The organism is Streptococcus mitis, assembly GCF_002096815.1.
In the GTDB taxonomy this organism is placed as follows: domain Bacteria; phylum Bacillota; class Bacilli; order Lactobacillales; family Streptococcaceae; genus Streptococcus; species Streptococcus mitis_AD.
The window spans coordinates 137,549-152,810 of record NZ_NCVJ01000020.1 but is presented as its reverse complement, the minus strand read 5'-3'; the positions used below and the strand labels follow the sequence as shown (position 1 = coordinate 152,810).

Genomic DNA, 15,262 nt, shown 5'->3' with positions numbered 1-15,262 from the left:
TTACTGTCCTCCCTTCAATACTTTTAGCTGTACGCCTGCTTGACGAATGGCTTCTTGGGCACCCGCTAGCGCTGCTTTTTCACCTGACAAGACCACAACTAACTCTCCAACAGGAGTGCCATCGAGGATTTCGATATTTCCATAGAGGATATTAGCCGTTACTTGGTAACGCTTGTACAATTCATTCAAAAGTGGCTCGTCTGTTGAAGCACCTGCATACTTGAGTTGCACCAATAGACTGTTTTCAGACAGGTGTTGCACGATTTCTTGCTTCTCAATCTTGACCATAGCTTCATCAATTCCTGTTGCTGTTGAGATAAAGTCTTGAGTCAAAGCTTGTTTAGGGTCTGAGAAGATTTCAAGGACACTACCCTCCTCAATCAAATACCCGTCCTGCATAACTGCCACACGATTGGCGATGTCTTTGACAATCTGCATTTCATGCGTAATCAAGACAACAGTCAAGCCTAATTTTTGGTTCAAATCTTGCAACAAGGCCAAAATCTGCTTGGTTGTCTTAGGGTCAAGGGCAGAAGTTGACTCGTCTGAAATCAAGATTTTTGGATCATTTGCCAAGGCACGCGCAATGGCTACACGCTGTTTTTGCCCTCCAGATAGTTGTGAAGGGTAGTTTTCAGCACGGTCCGCCAAGCCAACCAAGTCCAACAACTTAGCTACTTTAGCCTTCTTTTCTTCCTTGCTAAGTCCAGAATGTTTAAGGGCAAAGGCTACATTCTCCTCCGCAGTCTTCTGACTCATCAGGTTAAAATGCTGGAAAATCATCCCGATATCTTGACGTTTACGACGCAACTGCTCGGCCGTCAAGGTGACCTTGCCATCAAAAATCACATCGTCGTCAATGGTAATTTTCCCTGCAGATGGTTTTTGCAAGAGATTAATCACCCGTACAAGGGTTGATTTCCCTGCTCCAGAATATCCAACGATTCCGTAGATATCCCCTTCTTGGATGTGAATGGTCACATCCTTGACCGCTGTGATGGTTCTCTTCTTTTGATGAAAGGTCACATCGATCTGATCTAACTTGATAATATCTCTACTCATAGCTTCTAATCAGCTCCTCTACTAATTCAATATGGGTGTAGTAATCGGCGATTCGCACGTTCTCATCTCCACCGTGGTCTCGACTATTGGCATTTCCTAGACCGAAGGCCACCATTGGTACTTCTAGGGCATCAAAGACCGTATGCATAGGCCCTGTCCCCGCTGTCGTCGGCAAGACTGAAACGCCCTGTGGATAGAATTTCTTGGCCAACTCGATCATATTGAGAATGGCTGGCGCGCTCATATCGCTTCGATAGCTCATCTCTCCCAAGGTATAGTATAATTCTACCTTATCAAAGCCATTTTTGTCTAGCTGTTTCCGAATTTTTTCCAGAACATCATGCGGTTCTAGACCAGGAACCAAACGAACCTCTAGCTTAGCACTGGCTTCTGCTGGCAAAATCGTTTTAACCCCTTGTCCTTGGTAACCTGACTGAATCCCTTCGATATTAAGGGCTGGCTCGAAAAAGAAACGTTTCAGAAAGGCTGCGCGGTCCTCTTGTAAAAGGGGCAATTCCAAACCATAAATCTGGCTGATTTCCCCTGGATTTCGTTGGGCATAGGTACCCACCAAGGCCAATTCACGTTCATTTGGCTCTTGTACTTCTTCGTACAAGCCTTCAACCAAGATACGGCCATCAGCAGCACGAAGAGACTGTAGAGCTTGAAGGAGGTACCAGGGAGCTGATTCTACAACCCCACCATAACTAGAATGGATATCGACATCAGCGCTTTTTACCTTGGCATCAAAGGTCACAATCCCCTTATTTCCACCAGAAATTTCTAGCTGTTCCAAGGCATTTTTGGTCCCTTGTTCCCAGACCAATAAATCCGCACCACGGAGTTTATCAGCGTGCTTTTCCAGATACTTATCTAGGTCTGTCGAAGCTGATTCCTCCGCTCCCTCCATGATAAAACTGATATTGACAGGCAGATCATCATGGTGCTGCATATACTTTCTCAAAGCACTCAAACGAGCTGTAATATGGCCCTTGTCATCGTCAACCCCACGCCCATACATGAAACCATTGCGGACCGAAAGCGTAAAGGGATCCTCTGTCCAGACCTGATCCCCATCCGCTGGCACAGTGTCATAGTGGTTATAGAAAATCAGGGTTTTGGCATCTGGACGCGAACTCTTGAAATGCGCCATGACAAAGGGCGCCATATAAGTCTCATCAATCTCCACTTCAGCCCCAACACGTTTGAAAATCTCACCCAGATAGTTTGCGACTTCCTTAAGTCCAACCTGCTGGGCAAAGACTGATTTCTTAGAAATCAAGGTACGCAAAACCTCAAAATAATGCTGGGCCACATGATCTTTTTCAAATTTTTCAATCTGTTCTTGTTCGCTAGGAAAAACCATATTCTCTCTACCTTTCTATGAACTACTCTTCCTGACAATCCATGCTTTATACAAAAGCAAGAGGTGGAATTTTCTCTCCCACCTCCCTGTTTCTTATTACCAAACTGGTTGATCCAAACCGTCTGATGTTTCTTCGATAACTTTTTTCACTTCATCTGTATGGTAAGCTGCGATTACTTTCTTGATAGCATCAGCTTTTGGTGATGATTCCCAATCTTTTTTCGCAACGATGATGTTGTACCATTGTTTTGAATTTTCATCAGCTTGTTCTTTGAAAAGTGCTTTCTTGTAGTCCAATTTTGCTTCTGTAACGAAGGTATTGTTTACAACGGCAGCGTCAACTGATGACAATGAACGAGCTGTTTGGCTAGCGTCCAATTCAGTGATTTTCAAGTTCTTTGGATTTTCTTTGATGTTAGCAACTGTTGCAAGGGCAGTTCCTGAAACGTCCAATTTAATCAAGCCAGCTGATTGAAGCAAGTAAAGCGCACGGCTTTCGTTTGTAGCATCGTTCGGTACAGCGATTTCTCCGTTTGCTGGGATGTCTTCTACTTTAGTGTACTTGTTGTCACTTCCATTCAAACCTGAGTAAAGGCGGATTGGAGAGATGTAAGTATCTGCAATCGCTACAAGGTCTTTCCCGTTTTCTTTGTTCCAGTTGTTCAAGAAGTTATAGTGTTGGAAAGCGTTCAAGTCTACTTCGCCATCAGCAGTTGCCTTGTTTGGTTGTGAGTAGTCTGTGAACTCTGTAAATTCCAAAGTGATACCGTCTTTTTTAACCAATTCTTGGATTTTGTCCCAACGTTTTTCTTCAGAACCGCTACGGTTAACAGTTGCGATTTTGATAGTTGTTGCATTGTCTGCTTTCTTTTCTGAATTTCCGCAAGCTGCAAGAGCCAAACCTGCGACTGTAGCAAGAGCTGCTACACCAAGCCATTTTTTGATTTTCATGATTCTTTCTCCTTAAAAATAATACCGTACTAGTATCTCACAATTTGTTTGATTTCACAAATTGTTATTAGATAGTCAGATATATAGTTTAAAACTATATCCTTAAAAACTGAGAAATCATCCACCTGATCAGAATGGATGATTTCAAAAAATTATTTAATATCAGCTTCTGCTGGTAGGTAAGTGTCGCCGAAGAATTGTTTAGACAATTTTTCAAGAGTTCCGTCTTTGTAGAGTTCTTGGATACGTTTGTCTACAAATGTTTTCAACTCATCTTGACCTTTAGCAAGAAGTGGGTAAACATAAGGTTGTTGGTCGCTTGGAAGTTCGATCACTTTCAAGTTGTCCAAACCTTGGTCCTTGATGACTGTTTCAACACCGATTTTATCAAAAATCTTGTAGTCAAACTGGCCATCGCTCAAGCGTCCCATGATTTGTTGGAAGTCTGCTTTAGTATACTTTAGGACAGTTGGATTATCTGAATGTTGTTTGTTGTAGTCTTCTAGCTGTTTAGCAGAAGTTGTCCCTTGAACAACTTCTGTTGATTTTCCACCGATATCATCAAGCGATTTGATGCTAGGGTCATCTTTTTTCACTACAAGAACGTTAGGGTTTTTAGCAGTTGGAGCTGCATAAAGGTATTTTTCAGCACGTTCTTTAGTGTAGCTGATGTTGCTAACAGCCATATTGTAACGGTCGGCATCAAGTCCTGCAAAGACTCCTGACCACTCTGTCTTCTCAAACTTGACATCATACTTGTCAGAGTCTTTAAAGATAGCGCGAACCACTTCAATTTCGTAACCAGTCAATTCGCCATTTTCTTCATAGTTGAATGGTTTTGGTGTAGCATTAGTTGCAACGATAATTTCTTTCTTGCTAGCTGCTTCTCCTTCTTTCTTAGCACCACCTGAGCAAGCTGCTAACACACCTGCAGCAACAAGCCCTAGGGCAGCAAGAGATGAGTATTTAACGATTTTTTTCATGTCATTTCCTCCAAAATAGAATACCTTATTATCTTATCAGAAAAAAAGTAATTATGCCATTATATAATATTTATCTCTGTGATAGATTTTCTTTATGGGTAATTTATACTCAATGAAAATCAAAGAGCAAACTAGGAAGCTAGCCGCAAGCTGTACTTGAGTACGGTAAGGCGACGCTGACGTGGTTTGAATTTGATTTTCGAAGAGTATTAAAAGACCAAACGCAAGACTGCAATTAAGACCACTCCAAAGAGAACTGTTCCAACTAGATTGCGGTAGCGAAAGGCTACCCAAGCCGTTGGAAAGACTGCTAAGAAGTCCAGCCATTTGATTTGAGGAAGACTCCCAACCTTGCCTGTCACTACGCTTGAAAGAATCAAGGCAAAGATAATAGAAACGGGCAAGAACTTCAAAAAACGCTCAACGATTGCAGGCAGGCCCTTATACTTGACCAAGATGAAGGGAATCATACGGGGAATCCAGGTCACCAAACCAGAGAAAATAACTGCTAATAAAAGATACTTACTGACCATCTAAAACCACCCCCATTGTACAACCTAGCAAGGTCGCAAACAGAACAGCTAGTGATTGAGACACCACTGTTAAGAGTAAAAAGAAGGACACCGCAACAACTGCTAGGATAATCAGCAGATTGCGGACAGGAATCCGTCTTTGCATAATCTGGAATTGCGAAGCAAAAATACCAATAAACATCCCAACCAGGGCAAAATCTAAACCAAAGATTTCTGGATTTGGCAGTAGGCCACCCAGAGCCGTTCCGACTACTGTCCCCACAAACCAAGCCACATAGCTATTGAGATTGTTTCCGTGCATCCACATAGGATTGACCTTGTCTGTATGGGCCAATTCGCCCATCAAAACGCCATAGGTTTCATCTGTCAAAAGGCTAGACATACCGATATTTTGCCAGAGACTAGTATGACGAAAATAGGTCGACGCATGCAAACTCAACAAAAAGAGACGCAAATTAATCAAAAAGACCGTCATAGCAATAGCTGCTACAGGCGCTTGAACCGCAATCAAGGCCAACATAGCAAACTGGGCACTCCCAGCATAAACAAAGAGGCTCATCAAGCCCATCTCAACAGGTGTCACATAGGGCGCACCGATAATCCCACAGGCAAGGCCAATACTGACATAACCAAGGGCTGTTGGCATAGCTGCCTGCGCCCCCTCCCAAAATCCTTTTTCTTTCATATTTCTCCTCATATTGTCTTAATAAATGGGCTGAAAAGGCTCCAGCCATAGCATGGACTATTATAACACATTCAGGAAAGAGAAAAAAGTCTGCTGATTGTAATCAGACAGACTCCATTTTATTCTTATTTAATCTTGAAGAATTGAACAATTGCCACAATACCTTGATAAATAAAGACAAAGGCAATGGTGTAACTAATATAGAGACCGGTCATCAATGGGTATCCCATCATGATTAAACCTGCTACGATTCCTAAAATCCCCATCCAAACTAGAGGGGTACCTACCGATTTATCCGTCTTACGAACCTTGAAACCAACGATAGTTTTTGTAATACCATTTGTCAAGGCCCATAAAGAAATGATAAATGGTACAAATGTTACCATTTCAATAAAGCTACCTGAGAATAAGGTAAGAGCGAGGATGAGGGTAACAATTCCTCCAAATAAATTCCAGCCATGCTTTTCTTCTGATTTGAAGTATTGTACAATCTCAGAAATCCCTTGAACTGCAAATACAAGTGCAAACAAGAAAGTCATGGAAGCCAAGCTAATAAGAGGATGTGCAAACATATTAAAACCTGCAAAAACTGCAAAAATACCCGCAATTAGTAACAACCATTTCCAAATTTTCGACATTATTTTTCTCCTTTTTTAGAGGAATCTTCCTCTAGTATTCCATAAATCATCATATCCAAAACCTGTGATAATTGATGTTCATATCCTGAAACCAAGTTAGATAGAGGTCTGATTTCCCTGAAAAATTATGATACAAAACTCCTTTGGCAATACCATCCACTTTACAAAGTTCATTGATGACAAAACCTTGATAGCCTTTTGTAGCAAATTCAAACAAAGCAGCGGTAATGATTTTCTCTCTTCGTAGTCTTGTTTTTTCTTCTTTTCTCATGTATTTACCTCTACATTTTTTAATTATAAACCGATTGGTCTAAAATGTCAAGCAACTTTCTCAAAAATTTAACAGTCTGCTGATTGTAGCCATCATAAACAGACTGGAATCCAGTCTCAAACATATAATATACACATTCTTCGCTAAATGTTTTCACGGATATTCAAGAGTATGATAAAGGCAGCTAGAAGAAATAGCAATAAAACAAAGCTAACTGCCAGAGTTCCAAAGCTAGTAGCAATGGTTACCAAAGCTATTGTAAATAAGCTAGGTAAAACAACTGTAATGGCGCCGATAGAGGATTGAACTGCTCCCATTGACTCCTCAGGTATTTGTTTAAAAATGAGTTCCTGTAATCGAGGAGAGAGGATACCTGCGAAAAAGGCATCCAAGGCACTAAAGATAAGAATCCAGTCAAAACGAACTGCCACAAAGCCAACTAAAAGGAGTAATTGGATAATAAGCGAGGCATATAGGGCTAGTTTTATGGAGATTGTATTCTTCAGATAGCCACTCACAAGGCTTCCGACAATAAGGGCTGACAATTCAAGGGTGGATAACAAGGCAAGAGATTGACCTGTTTGTAAATTCAAAAAGGGCTGATTCCTCAAAAACAGAGTAGAAACAGGAACTGTAACATTTATCACTGCTTGACTAATAGAGATAATAAACAAAACCAAGAGCACCTTATTCATATTCCATATCAATTTTGATGATTGGAGCAGATGCTGGCAAAAGGATTTTACAGAGAGTCCTTCTTGATAGCTAATCGTTTTTTCTACTTTCAAGAGGTCTGTTTTTATGAAAAGAATACCTAAAAATGCGATTAAAAAGGTCAGAGCATTCAGTAAGGAAATAGACTGGATAGATAGAATACCTAGTAAGACTCCTCCTAGAATATTACTGATTGTTTTCACTAAACTAACAGTTGACTGTTTAAATCCAATAGCTTCTGCCAGATGGTCTTGCCCAATAATTCTAATGAAAATCGGAGTGAGCATGGCGCCTGAAAAATAACTCAATGTGTCAGATAAGAGGTTAATCAGACAAATAAATGCTACTAATAACAAGGAAAAGGACTGCCCTGAAAGTGATAAAGAAACGATAGAGTAAAGCAAAAATTTTGCAAAACTAATCATTGTATATTTTAGGACACGATGATGTTGAAAATCCGCCAAAACTCCCAGAAAGATTTGCAGAACTTGAGGAAGGGTTTCTGAAATCGTGATCAGTAAAATCGCCAAAGGGGCAAAAGATGCATCTGCCACATAATTCAAAAAGGCCAGATAAAAAATCGTATCCCCAACCGTTGAAATCCACTGGTTGATGGTTAATTGCCTAAAATCTCTATTTTGAAGAAATACTTTCATCACAACTCCTTTTTGAATTCAAATGGGAATCTTTCCCCAAGGATAGACCACGATACTACTAACAACCAAAATTACAGTAACATCAAAAGCTGACCAATGCCATTGTAGACTATATGCAATCCAATAGGCCAATAAATTGACTTTGTTACTCTAAATAAGACTGCAAATATAAGGCCGCCACCCATATAGTAGACAAAGTCTGTCAAGACCCAACCATGACTACTAATGTGCAAGATTCCAAATAATATAGCTGATCCGAGTACATCCAGTCCCCATTTCTTCCCTTTTTCCAGAGCAGTCATCACTAATCCACGATAAATCATCTCTTCAAAAATGGGGCCTGCAATCACAGGATAAAAAAATACATCAAAAATGCCGTAGCTCCTGTAAAAGTAGGAGCAGCATGTTGATAAGAAATTTCATTTCGAGTAGGTGGAAAAATAAAAAATGTAACAAAATTCCAAATAACAAAAGCAAGAAGAGCTAGAAAAGAATAGAAAAGATAGGACCCTTTAAACTTTCTACTATTGATTTGTTGCCATCTCCCTGACTTAGTCATAGCAAAAAAAGCAAGAAGGACTACAAGAAAATTCAACATCATATCCGACAAATAGTAGGCAAAGTCAGATAGACCAGTAACAAGGTTGCTGCGTAAAACTAGACCACTGAACTTCTGGTCAGCAATAACTAGTAGAAAAGCTATAAACAAGTAGTAGCGTGAGATTATCTTTTTCATTCTATTTTCTCCTATACTATGAAATAAAGATAGTATAACACGAAAATTGGCTTATTTTAAAAAATCGCATATTTGACATTTTTGCTTATAAAAATTTCAGATTTGCGATTTTGGTATATTTGATTATTTCACTGGTATAATAAAGTTATCACTAATTAAGGAGTGGAGCAACTATGAAAAAACAAATTTTAACATTATTGACAATCGTTGCTGAGATTATTATCATTTTCCCGTTTCTAACTAATCGATAAGTTCTTTGTATTGCTGAAAACGCAATGCGAAGAGGGCTGTTAATTGTGGATTTTCTAATACTTGCAGAGATTGGATAAAGTGTTCAATCTCTTTTTGATTGTTTCCTTTGGTTTGAAGGAAAATACTCATTTTCTTTAAAAATTGCCTCAATACTTTTTCAAAAACATCGTATGGACGAAGCATACTCCCCAGCTCAGCTTCAAAGATTGGGATGTAAGAGAAAAGTTTGCGCTCCATGAGCTCTGATATAATATTCAGAAATCCACTTTTCATATACAGTCTATTATGTACCAACTCTTTAAATTCCTTAGATTTCTCAAGTAAAGTGGTTGATAAAAATATCAAATCTTGATTGCTCAAGAAAGGCATGGTATTACAGAATATATAGAGTTCAAACCAGGTCCAAGACTCAATAGCGTAGAGGTAGGTAGTTAAAAACTCGCTATCCTCCTCTGCTAGCGGATAGCTTTTATCTAAGGAATGGATAGCATCTTTAATCACAATGGCATTCAAACGACGATAGGTCTCTGCCATCTGTTCTTGCTCGACTTCCTCCAACAGTTGCTCTAAACCAGCTATATCTTGGTGGGCAAAGCGATCCACAACCTTTCTACCAATCTGCATATGTAGGGATTCTTGATAATTGTTTAGCTTATGACCAAACTCATCAAAATTCATATTGATCCCTTGGATGGCTAGGATCAACTTATCCGCAGATAGCATAGACTGCCCTAGTTCAAACTTGGACAACTGAGAGGCTGTTAGACCAGCACAAGCCACATCTGACTGCTTGAGCTTTCTCGCCAAACGTAATTCCTTGTAAAATTCTCCCAACTCCATTCTCTCAATCATCTCACCACCTCCTATTTTTTATATAGTATATCATTATTCACAATTATTTGTCAAAATATTCTGACATTTAAGAGAGCAAAAAAGCCAGCCCTAAGCTGACTCTTTATTCCATGGTATCAAAAGCGAGACTTGGTTTGGCATTGAGGTCCAAGCTTGCAAAGTTTTCTTTGTTCCATTCGCTGACGCTGGCATAGGCAATCATACCTGCATTGTCTCCGCAGAGGCGCAGAGGTGGAATGATGACCTTGACATCTGCGATTTCGGTTGCTAGGCGTTCTCTGAGACCTTTATTGGCTGCCACACCACCTGCCACGACTAGAGTTTTAACAGGGTATTTCTCCAAAGCCTTCTTAGTTTTTGCCATGAGAATATCCAGGACAGCTGCTTGGAAGGATGCACACAAGTCCTCTGTAGACAGACTTTCTCCCTTTTGCTCGGCATTATGGTGAAGATTGATAAAGGCAGATTTCAAACCTGAGAATGAAAACTCCAGATTATCTTCCTTAATCATGGCACGAGGAAAGTCATAAATATCCTGCCCCTGATGAGCCAGCTCGTCAATCTCACGACCGGCAGGATAGGTCAAGCCCATGACACGGCCGACCTTATCATAGGCCTCACCAACCGCGTCATCTCGCGTTTCCCCAACAATCTTGTAGTCACCAGCCTCCGAAACATAAACCAACTCTGTGTGTCCACCGCTGACCAAGAGGGCTAGCAAGGGAAACTCCAAAGGCTCCACGCTCTGAGCTGCCATAAGGTGACCAGCCATGTGGTTAACGGGAATCAGCGGAAGTCCATGTGCCCAAGCAAAGGCCTTAGCAGCTGATAAACCAACTAGTAAAGCTCCCACCAAGCCAGGTCCATAGGTAACCGCCACAGCTGTTACATCGTCTTCGGTAATCCCTGCTTCTGCCAACGCCTCCTCGATGCAGGCTGTAATGACCTCGACATGGTGACGACTGGCTACTTCTGGCACTACGCCCCCAAAACGTTTGTGGCTCTCAATTTGACTAGCAATGACATTAGACAAGAGCTCATCGTCGTTTTTCAAGACGGCGACACTGGTCTCATCACAGGATGTCTCAAATGCTAAAATATATCTATCCTTCATCTATTTCTCTCTTCATGATAATGGCATCCTCGACTGGGTCATGGTAGTAGGCCTTTCGCTCAGCGATGACTGCCATCTTTTCTTTCTTGTAAAATGCTTGTGCTCGGTGATTTGACTTTCTGACTTCGAGGAAAATCTCCTTGTCTGTCGGCAATTGAGCAAACAAGGCTGATGCAATTCCCTGACCCTGATAGGTTTGTTTGACAGCGATTTGCAGGACTTCTGCCTCAAAAAGATTCTCCTGCACAGCTAGAAAGCCAATCACTTCTTCCCCATCATAAGCTAGAGCATACCAAGTCTGGTCTTGGGACAGGTCTGCTTGGATTTGTTCCAGCGTCCAAGGACTGACTGGGTAAACAGCTATCATAACAGCGTAGATGGCTTGAGCCAGATCAGGTTGCTGGTGAGTTCGTTTGATTTCTATCATAGGCGTTTAATGTAGGACTTACCAGACTCGGTATGGTTCTTGAGCCAGTTTTCCTCAGCCTCAACACGCTTGAGGTAGTTCGGCACAAAATCATGCAAGGAGTCTGCTTCCTTGTCCCAAGCCAAAAGAGCAAGATTGGCTGCATTAGGCAAGGTTTCTTTGTAATTAGTCCTTGGCAAGTGTTCTTGAATCTGCTCCACAAAGGGGGCAACTTCTCCGACAAAGGTTACCTGACTAGCACCCTTAACTTTCTCTAACACCTCTTCAAAAGATAGGTGCGCTTCTGGCATGACAGGTTTGGCATTTTCATAAAATCCTGCATAAACATTGTTGCGACGCGCATCCATCAAGGGAACGAACAAGCCTTCTTGTTGGTAGGGCACCAGAGCCAAGAGGCTAGACATACCAACTAACTCAATGTTCAGGGTATGAGCCAAAGTCTTGGCAGTTGCTACCGCGATTCGCAAACCTGTGTAGCTACCTGGCCCTTCCGCCACCACGATTCGGTCCAAATCCTTGGGTGTCCAATCCAAACTTGCCATCAAAAAATCGATGGCAGGCATAAGGGTAATACTGTGATTTTTCTTAATATTAATCGTCGTCTCGGCAAGAACCTGCTTGTCCTCTAAAATAGCGAGAGAAAGAGCCTTGCTGGACGTATCAAAAGCTAATACTTTCATAACACATTCCTATCTTTTTGTCTGCTTACTATTATACTACAAAAGCTGGCACATGGGAATTTTCTTTGCCCCCAAACAAAAATGCCTATACTTAGCTAAAAAATAATTTAAAAAATGCTCACTTTTCCTTTTCTTTTCCGAATATAAAAGTGAACAAGAAAAAAGGAGGAAAGTTCAATGACAAATTTTGACGTTCTTGACAATCAATTTTTATCCTTATCTGAAAATGAATTATCAGATATTGATGGCGGTCTCGCTCCCTTGGTTATCTTTGGAGTAGCAGTATCTTGGAAAGCTATTGCAGGTGGAACAGCACTTATAGGTTCTGGTTTGGCAGCTGGTTATTTTTTAGGAGGAGATTAATATGATGAAAGATTTGAACAACTATTGTGAAATTTCTAATAAGGAATTGCAAGAAATAAAGGGTGGTTTTGGTGTAGGTGTTGGTATCGCTTTATTTATGGCAGGTTATACCATTGGAAAAGACCTTCGTAAAAAGTTTGGTAAGTCATGCTAGATAAAAAACACATTTTTAGAAGGATAAATTTTATTATCTTTATCTCTTATAGTTTGCTCAGCATTCTCAATGATTTAAACATTACTACTATCCCTTTACCAATCGATTTATCTGTTTGTATTGTTTTGTTTTTAGTCTTCAACTCTATTTTTGAGCAGAAGAATCATTAATATAAAGCTAATAAGCTCTGAAAATTCCATTGTCATGTCATTTTAGAAAAATGCAAAGACCACCTCATCTTGATAGATGGGGTGGAATTTTCTTTGCCCCCAAACAAAAATACCCCAGCAGAGCAGGGCATCTAAGCATTTAATCCAAAGTAAAATATAAACCAAACTACATAGGTTACGAGGAGGAGAAAAAGCGAGTAGAGAGTCACAAAGGTAATTTTCCACAAGAACTTGGTTTGTCGTTGTTCCAGTTTGGCAAATAGAAGATTCCCTCCATAAACGCAAGCAACAAAAACAATAAAAGCTACTAAGCGAGCTCCGATAGCAAAAGCAAATAAATTATACATAGGGCAACCTCCTTGACTTAAAAACTATAGGGAATTGTGACAAATGATAAATTCCACTTCCATTATCAAAATAACATATTTTCTTTATTTTTGCAAACGCTTACCAACGAGTAACCCTATGACTTTCTCGTTTCCGTCTTTTACTAATTTTTCATTTTGTGGTATAATTGAAATAATTGTAACGAATCAAGGTCAATCTAGACAAAAATGGAATGAAATCAAGCAATTCTCTGCTAAAAGTTTGGAATAAGCTGACCTGTAAATAGAAAGGAACTATATGATTTACAAAGTTTTTTATCAAGAAACAAAAGAACGTAGCCCACGCCGTGAAACAACACGCGCACTATACCTAGACATCGATGCTAACTCAGAACTTGAGGGCCGTATCGCTGCTCGCCAACTTGTCGAAGAAAATCGCCCAGAGTACAATATCGAGTATATCGAACTCTTGTCTGACAAATTGCTAGATTACGAAAAAGAAACTGGCGCCTTCGAAATTACGGAGTTCTAATATGGCCTACACTCTTAAACCTGAAGAAGTCGGCGTTTTTGCCATCGGTGGTCTGGGAGAAATCGGGAAAAACACTTACGGGATTGAATACCAAGACGAGATTGTTATCGTCGATGCTGGGATTAAATTCCCAGAAGATGACTTGCTGGGTATCGACTATGTCATTCCTGACTACTCATACATCGTGGACAATATCGACCGCGTCAAGGCTGTCTTAATCACACACGGACACGAGGACCACATCGGTGGGATTCCTTTCCTACTCAAGCAAGCAAATGTCCCTATCTATGCTGGACCACTTGCCTTGGCTTTGATCCGTGGGAAACTCGAAGAACACGGCCTCTTGCGCAACGCCAAACTTTACGAAATCAACCACAACACTGAGTTGACCTTTAAAAATCTCAAGGCAACTTTCTTTAGAACGACTCACTCTATTCCAGAGCCTTTGGGGATTGTCATTCATACTCCTCAAGGGAAAATTGTCTGTACGGGTGACTTCAAGTTTGACTTAACACCAGTTGGTGAACCAGCAGATTTGCACCGTATGGCTGCGCTTGGTGAAGAAGGTGTACTCTGTCTCCTGTCTGACTCGACAAATGCAGAAATTCCAACCTTTACCAACTCTGAAAAAGTCGTTGGCCAGTCCATCATGAAGATTATCCAAGGCATTGAAGGACGTATCATCTTTGCATCCTTTGCCTCAAATATCTTCCGTCTCCAGCAAGCGACAGAAGCCGCTGTTAAGACTGGACGCAAGATTGCGGTCTTTGGTCGCTCTATGGAAAAAGCCATTGTCAACGGAATCGAGCTTGGTTACATCAAAGCTCCTAAGGGAACCTTTATCGAGCCAAATGAAATCAAAGACTACCCTGCAGGCGAGATTCTTATCCTCTGTACAGGTAGTCAAGGCGAGCCGATGGCAGCCCTCTCTCGTATCGCCAACGGAACCCACCGTCAGGTGCAACTCCAACCAGGTGATACGGTTATCTTCTCTTCTAGCCCAATCCCTGGAAACACTACTAGCGTCAACAAGCTGATTAACATCATTTCAGAAGCTGGTGTCGAAGTTATCCACGGTAAAGTGAACAATATCCATACATCTGGACACGGTGGTCAGCAAGAGCAAAAACTCATGCTCCGCTTGATTAAGCCAAAATACTTCATGCCTGTCCACGGTGAATACCGCATGCAAAAGGTCCACGCTGGACTAGCAGTAGATACTGGTGTTGAGAAGGACAATATCTTTATCATGAGCAATGGTGATGTGCTTGCCCTTACTGCTGACTCAGCTCGTATCGCAGGTCATTTCAACGCCCAAGATATCTATGTCGATGGAAATCGTATCGGTGAAATCGGCGCAGCTGTCCTCAAAGATCGTCGTGATCTATCTGAAGACGGTGTCGTTCTGGCAGTCGCAACTGTTGACTTCAAATCGCAGATGATTCTGTCTGGCCCAGACATCCTCAGCCGAGGCTTTGTCTACATGAGAGAGTCTGGCGACTTGATTCGCCAAAGCCAGCGCATCCTCTTCAATGCAATTCGTATCGCACTGAAAAATAAGGATGCTAGCGTGCAATCAGTCAATGGTGCCATTGTCAACGCTATTCGCCCCTTCCTTTATGAAAATACAGAACGTGAACCGATTATCATCCCTATGATCCTCACACCAGATGAAGAATAAAGCAAGAAAACAGCCCCGAAGACGGAGCTGTTTTTCTCTATGCTTTCTTTTGAGATTGAAACTCAATAAAAATCGAAATCAGACTAGAAGGCTAGGCGAAAGCATAACTTGAGTTA

Annotated in this window: 18 protein-coding genes and 1 pseudogene; 4 read left to right on the top strand and 15 right to left on the bottom strand. The window is 41.1% G+C overall.

The features are described 5' to 3' along the window. From B7696_RS06065 to tsaB, 14 genes and pseudogenes are all read right to left on the bottom strand, one after another. Complete coding sequence (locus tag B7696_RS06065; protein ID WP_084862728.1) at window positions 1–1,062, bottom strand: methionine ABC transporter ATP-binding protein; 1,062 nt, start codon at window positions 1,060–1,062, stop codon at window positions 1–3. Beyond that, on the bottom strand, window positions 1,055–2,428 hold the full coding sequence (locus tag B7696_RS06060; protein WP_084862726.1) for a M20 family metallopeptidase: 1,374 nt from the start codon (window positions 2,426–2,428) through the stop codon (window positions 1,055–1,057). Before B7696_RS06060 ends, B7696_RS06065 begins: the two co-directional genes overlap by 8 nt. Before the next feature lie 96 nt (window positions 2,429–2,524). Beyond that, window positions 2,525–3,379 carry a MetQ/NlpA family ABC transporter substrate-binding protein gene (locus tag B7696_RS06055; RefSeq protein ID WP_070482468.1) on the bottom strand — a complete coding sequence of 285 codons (855 nt, stop codon included), beginning with the start codon at window positions 3,377–3,379 and terminating at the stop codon, window positions 2,525–2,527. A 152-nt stretch (window positions 3,380–3,531) separates the two neighbouring features. After that, entirely contained in the window at window positions 3,532–4,362 is an 831-nt protein-coding gene (locus tag B7696_RS06050; RefSeq protein ID WP_004254995.1) for an amino acid ABC transporter substrate-binding protein, read from the bottom strand. Window positions 4,363–4,571: 209 nt separating this feature from the next. Next, complete coding sequence (locus tag B7696_RS06045) at window positions 4,572–4,895, bottom strand: AzlD domain-containing protein (protein ID WP_000253936.1); 324 nt, start codon at window positions 4,893–4,895, stop codon at window positions 4,572–4,574. Beyond that, the gene (locus B7696_RS06040; protein WP_000659743.1) at window positions 4,885–5,580 is read right to left on the bottom strand and encodes an AzlC family ABC transporter permease; all 696 of its coding nucleotides are present in this window, start codon (window positions 5,578–5,580) and stop codon (window positions 4,885–4,887) included. Before B7696_RS06040 ends, B7696_RS06045 begins: the two co-directional genes overlap by 11 nt. A gap of 125 nt (window positions 5,581–5,705) precedes the next feature. Continuing rightward, window positions 5,706–6,218, bottom strand: coding sequence for an HdeD family acid-resistance protein (locus B7696_RS06035; protein ID WP_023948489.1), 513 nt, complete (start codon window positions 6,216–6,218; stop codon window positions 5,706–5,708). Window positions 6,219–6,267: 49 nt separating this feature from the next. Continuing rightward, window positions 6,268–6,489 (bottom strand): TetR/AcrR family transcriptional regulator, encoded by a 222-nt coding sequence (locus tag B7696_RS06030; protein ID WP_004250194.1) that lies wholly within the window; start codon window positions 6,487–6,489, stop codon window positions 6,268–6,270. Window positions 6,490–6,632: 143 nt separating this feature from the next. Continuing rightward, complete coding sequence (locus B7696_RS06025; RefSeq protein ID WP_000862437.1) at window positions 6,633–7,859, bottom strand: MFS transporter; 1,227 nt, start codon at window positions 7,857–7,859, stop codon at window positions 6,633–6,635. A gap of 71 nt (window positions 7,860–7,930) precedes the next feature. Continuing rightward, window positions 7,931–8,595 (bottom strand): annotated as a pseudogene (locus B7696_RS06020) (lysostaphin resistance A-like protein). A 240-nt stretch (window positions 8,596–8,835) separates the two neighbouring features. Further along, window positions 8,836–9,699 (bottom strand): Rgg/GadR/MutR family transcriptional regulator, encoded by an 864-nt coding sequence (locus B7696_RS06015; RefSeq protein ID WP_084862723.1) that lies wholly within the window; start codon window positions 9,697–9,699, stop codon window positions 8,836–8,838. A gap of 103 nt (window positions 9,700–9,802) precedes the next feature. Further along, window positions 9,803–10,813 carry a tRNA (adenosine(37)-N6)-threonylcarbamoyltransferase complex transferase subunit TsaD gene (tsaD, locus tag B7696_RS06010; RefSeq protein WP_020901820.1) on the bottom strand — a complete coding sequence of 337 codons (1,011 nt, stop codon included), beginning with the start codon at window positions 10,811–10,813 and terminating at the stop codon, window positions 9,803–9,805. Beyond that, window positions 10,803–11,240, bottom strand: coding sequence for a ribosomal protein S18-alanine N-acetyltransferase (gene rimI / locus B7696_RS06005; protein ID WP_020901819.1), 438 nt, complete (start codon window positions 11,238–11,240; stop codon window positions 10,803–10,805). The genes tsaD and rimI overlap by 11 nt, the downstream gene beginning before the upstream one ends. Next, the gene (tsaB, locus tag B7696_RS06000; RefSeq protein ID WP_020901818.1) at window positions 11,237–11,920 is read right to left on the bottom strand and encodes a tRNA (adenosine(37)-N6)-threonylcarbamoyltransferase complex dimerization subunit type 1 TsaB; all 684 of its coding nucleotides are present in this window, start codon (window positions 11,918–11,920) and stop codon (window positions 11,237–11,239) included. Before tsaB ends, rimI begins: the two co-directional genes overlap by 4 nt. A 177-nt stretch (window positions 11,921–12,097) precedes the next feature. On the opposite strand from tsaB, the gene cibA reads away from it, so the two are divergent. After that, on the top strand, window positions 12,098–12,283 hold the full coding sequence (cibA, locus tag B7696_RS05995) for a fratricide two-peptide bacteriocin subunit CibA (protein ID WP_000180841.1): 186 nt from the start codon (window positions 12,098–12,100) through the stop codon (window positions 12,281–12,283). 1 nt (window position 12,284) lies between these two features. Then, window positions 12,285–12,437 carry a fratricide two-peptide bacteriocin subunit CibB gene (gene cibB, locus B7696_RS05990; protein ID WP_000974044.1) on the top strand — a complete coding sequence of 51 codons (153 nt, stop codon included), beginning with the start codon at window positions 12,285–12,287 and terminating at the stop codon, window positions 12,435–12,437. A 301-nt stretch (window positions 12,438–12,738) separates the two neighbouring features. On the opposite strand, the gene B7696_RS05980 is transcribed toward cibB, so the two are convergent. Beyond that, window positions 12,739–12,954: a hypothetical protein gene (locus tag B7696_RS05980; RefSeq protein WP_049500723.1), complete on the bottom strand. Its 216-nt coding sequence runs from the start codon at window positions 12,952–12,954 to the stop codon at window positions 12,739–12,741. 277 nt (window positions 12,955–13,231) lie between these two features. Here B7696_RS05980 and B7696_RS05975 point away from each other — a divergent pair, with 277 nt between their 5' ends. After that, a complete protein-coding gene (locus B7696_RS05975; RefSeq protein ID WP_000639571.1) occupies window positions 13,232–13,465 on the top strand; it encodes a DNA-dependent RNA polymerase subunit epsilon in 234 nt (77 codons plus the stop codon). 1 nt (window position 13,466) lies between these two features. After that, entirely contained in the window at window positions 13,467–15,146 is a 1,680-nt protein-coding gene (rnjA, locus tag B7696_RS05970; RefSeq protein ID WP_084862721.1) for a ribonuclease J1, read from the top strand. Window positions 15,147–15,262 lie beyond the last annotated feature (116 nt).

Excerpts from the sequence above, each read along its gene's own strand:
- B7696_RS06065 (WP_084862728.1), bottom strand. The coding sequence starts at position 1,062 with ATGAGTAGAGATATTATCAAGTTAGATCAGATCGATGTGACCTTTCAT.
- B7696_RS06060 (WP_084862726.1), bottom strand. The coding sequence starts at position 2,428 with ATGGTTTTTCCTAGCGAACAAGAACAGATTGAAAAATTTGAAAAAGAT.
- B7696_RS06055 (WP_070482468.1), bottom strand. The coding sequence starts at position 3,379 with ATGAAAATCAAAAAATGGCTTGGTGTAGCAGCTCTTGCTACAGTCGCA.
- B7696_RS06050 (WP_004254995.1), bottom strand. The coding sequence starts at position 4,362 with ATGAAAAAAATCGTTAAATACTCATCTCTTGCTGCCCTAGGGCTTGTT.
- B7696_RS06045 (WP_000253936.1), bottom strand. The coding sequence starts at position 4,895 with ATGGTCAGTAAGTATCTTTTATTAGCAGTTATTTTCTCTGGTTTGGTG.
- B7696_RS06040 (WP_000659743.1), bottom strand. The coding sequence starts at position 5,580 with ATGAAAGAAAAAGGATTTTGGGAGGGGGCGCAGGCAGCTATGCCAACA.
- B7696_RS06035 (WP_023948489.1), bottom strand. The coding sequence starts at position 6,218 with ATGTCGAAAATTTGGAAATGGTTGTTACTAATTGCGGGTATTTTTGCA.
- B7696_RS06030 (WP_004250194.1), bottom strand. The coding sequence starts at position 6,489 with ATGAGAAAAGAAGAAAAAACAAGACTACGAAGAGAGAAAATCATTACC.
- B7696_RS06025 (WP_000862437.1), bottom strand. The coding sequence starts at position 7,859 with ATGAAAGTATTTCTTCAAAATAGAGATTTTAGGCAATTAACCATCAAC.
- B7696_RS06015 (WP_084862723.1), bottom strand. The coding sequence starts at position 9,699 with ATGATTGAGAGAATGGAGTTGGGAGAATTTTACAAGGAATTACGTTTG.
- tsaD (WP_020901820.1), bottom strand. The coding sequence starts at position 10,813 with ATGAAGGATAGATATATTTTAGCATTTGAGACATCCTGTGATGAGACC.
- rimI (WP_020901819.1), bottom strand. The coding sequence starts at position 11,240 with ATGATAGAAATCAAACGAACTCACCAGCAACCTGATCTGGCTCAAGCC.
- tsaB (WP_020901818.1), bottom strand. The coding sequence starts at position 11,920 with ATGAAAGTATTAGCTTTTGATACGTCCAGCAAGGCTCTTTCTCTCGCT.
- cibA (WP_000180841.1), top strand. The coding sequence starts at position 12,098 with ATGACAAATTTTGACGTTCTTGACAATCAATTTTTATCCTTATCTGAA.
- cibB (WP_000974044.1), top strand. The coding sequence starts at position 12,285 with ATGATGAAAGATTTGAACAACTATTGTGAAATTTCTAATAAGGAATTG.
- B7696_RS05980 (WP_049500723.1), bottom strand. The coding sequence starts at position 12,954 with ATGTATAATTTATTTGCTTTTGCTATCGGAGCTCGCTTAGTAGCTTTT.
- B7696_RS05975 (WP_000639571.1), top strand. The coding sequence starts at position 13,232 with ATGATTTACAAAGTTTTTTATCAAGAAACAAAAGAACGTAGCCCACGC.
- rnjA (WP_084862721.1), top strand. The coding sequence starts at position 13,467 with ATGGCCTACACTCTTAAACCTGAAGAAGTCGGCGTTTTTGCCATCGGT.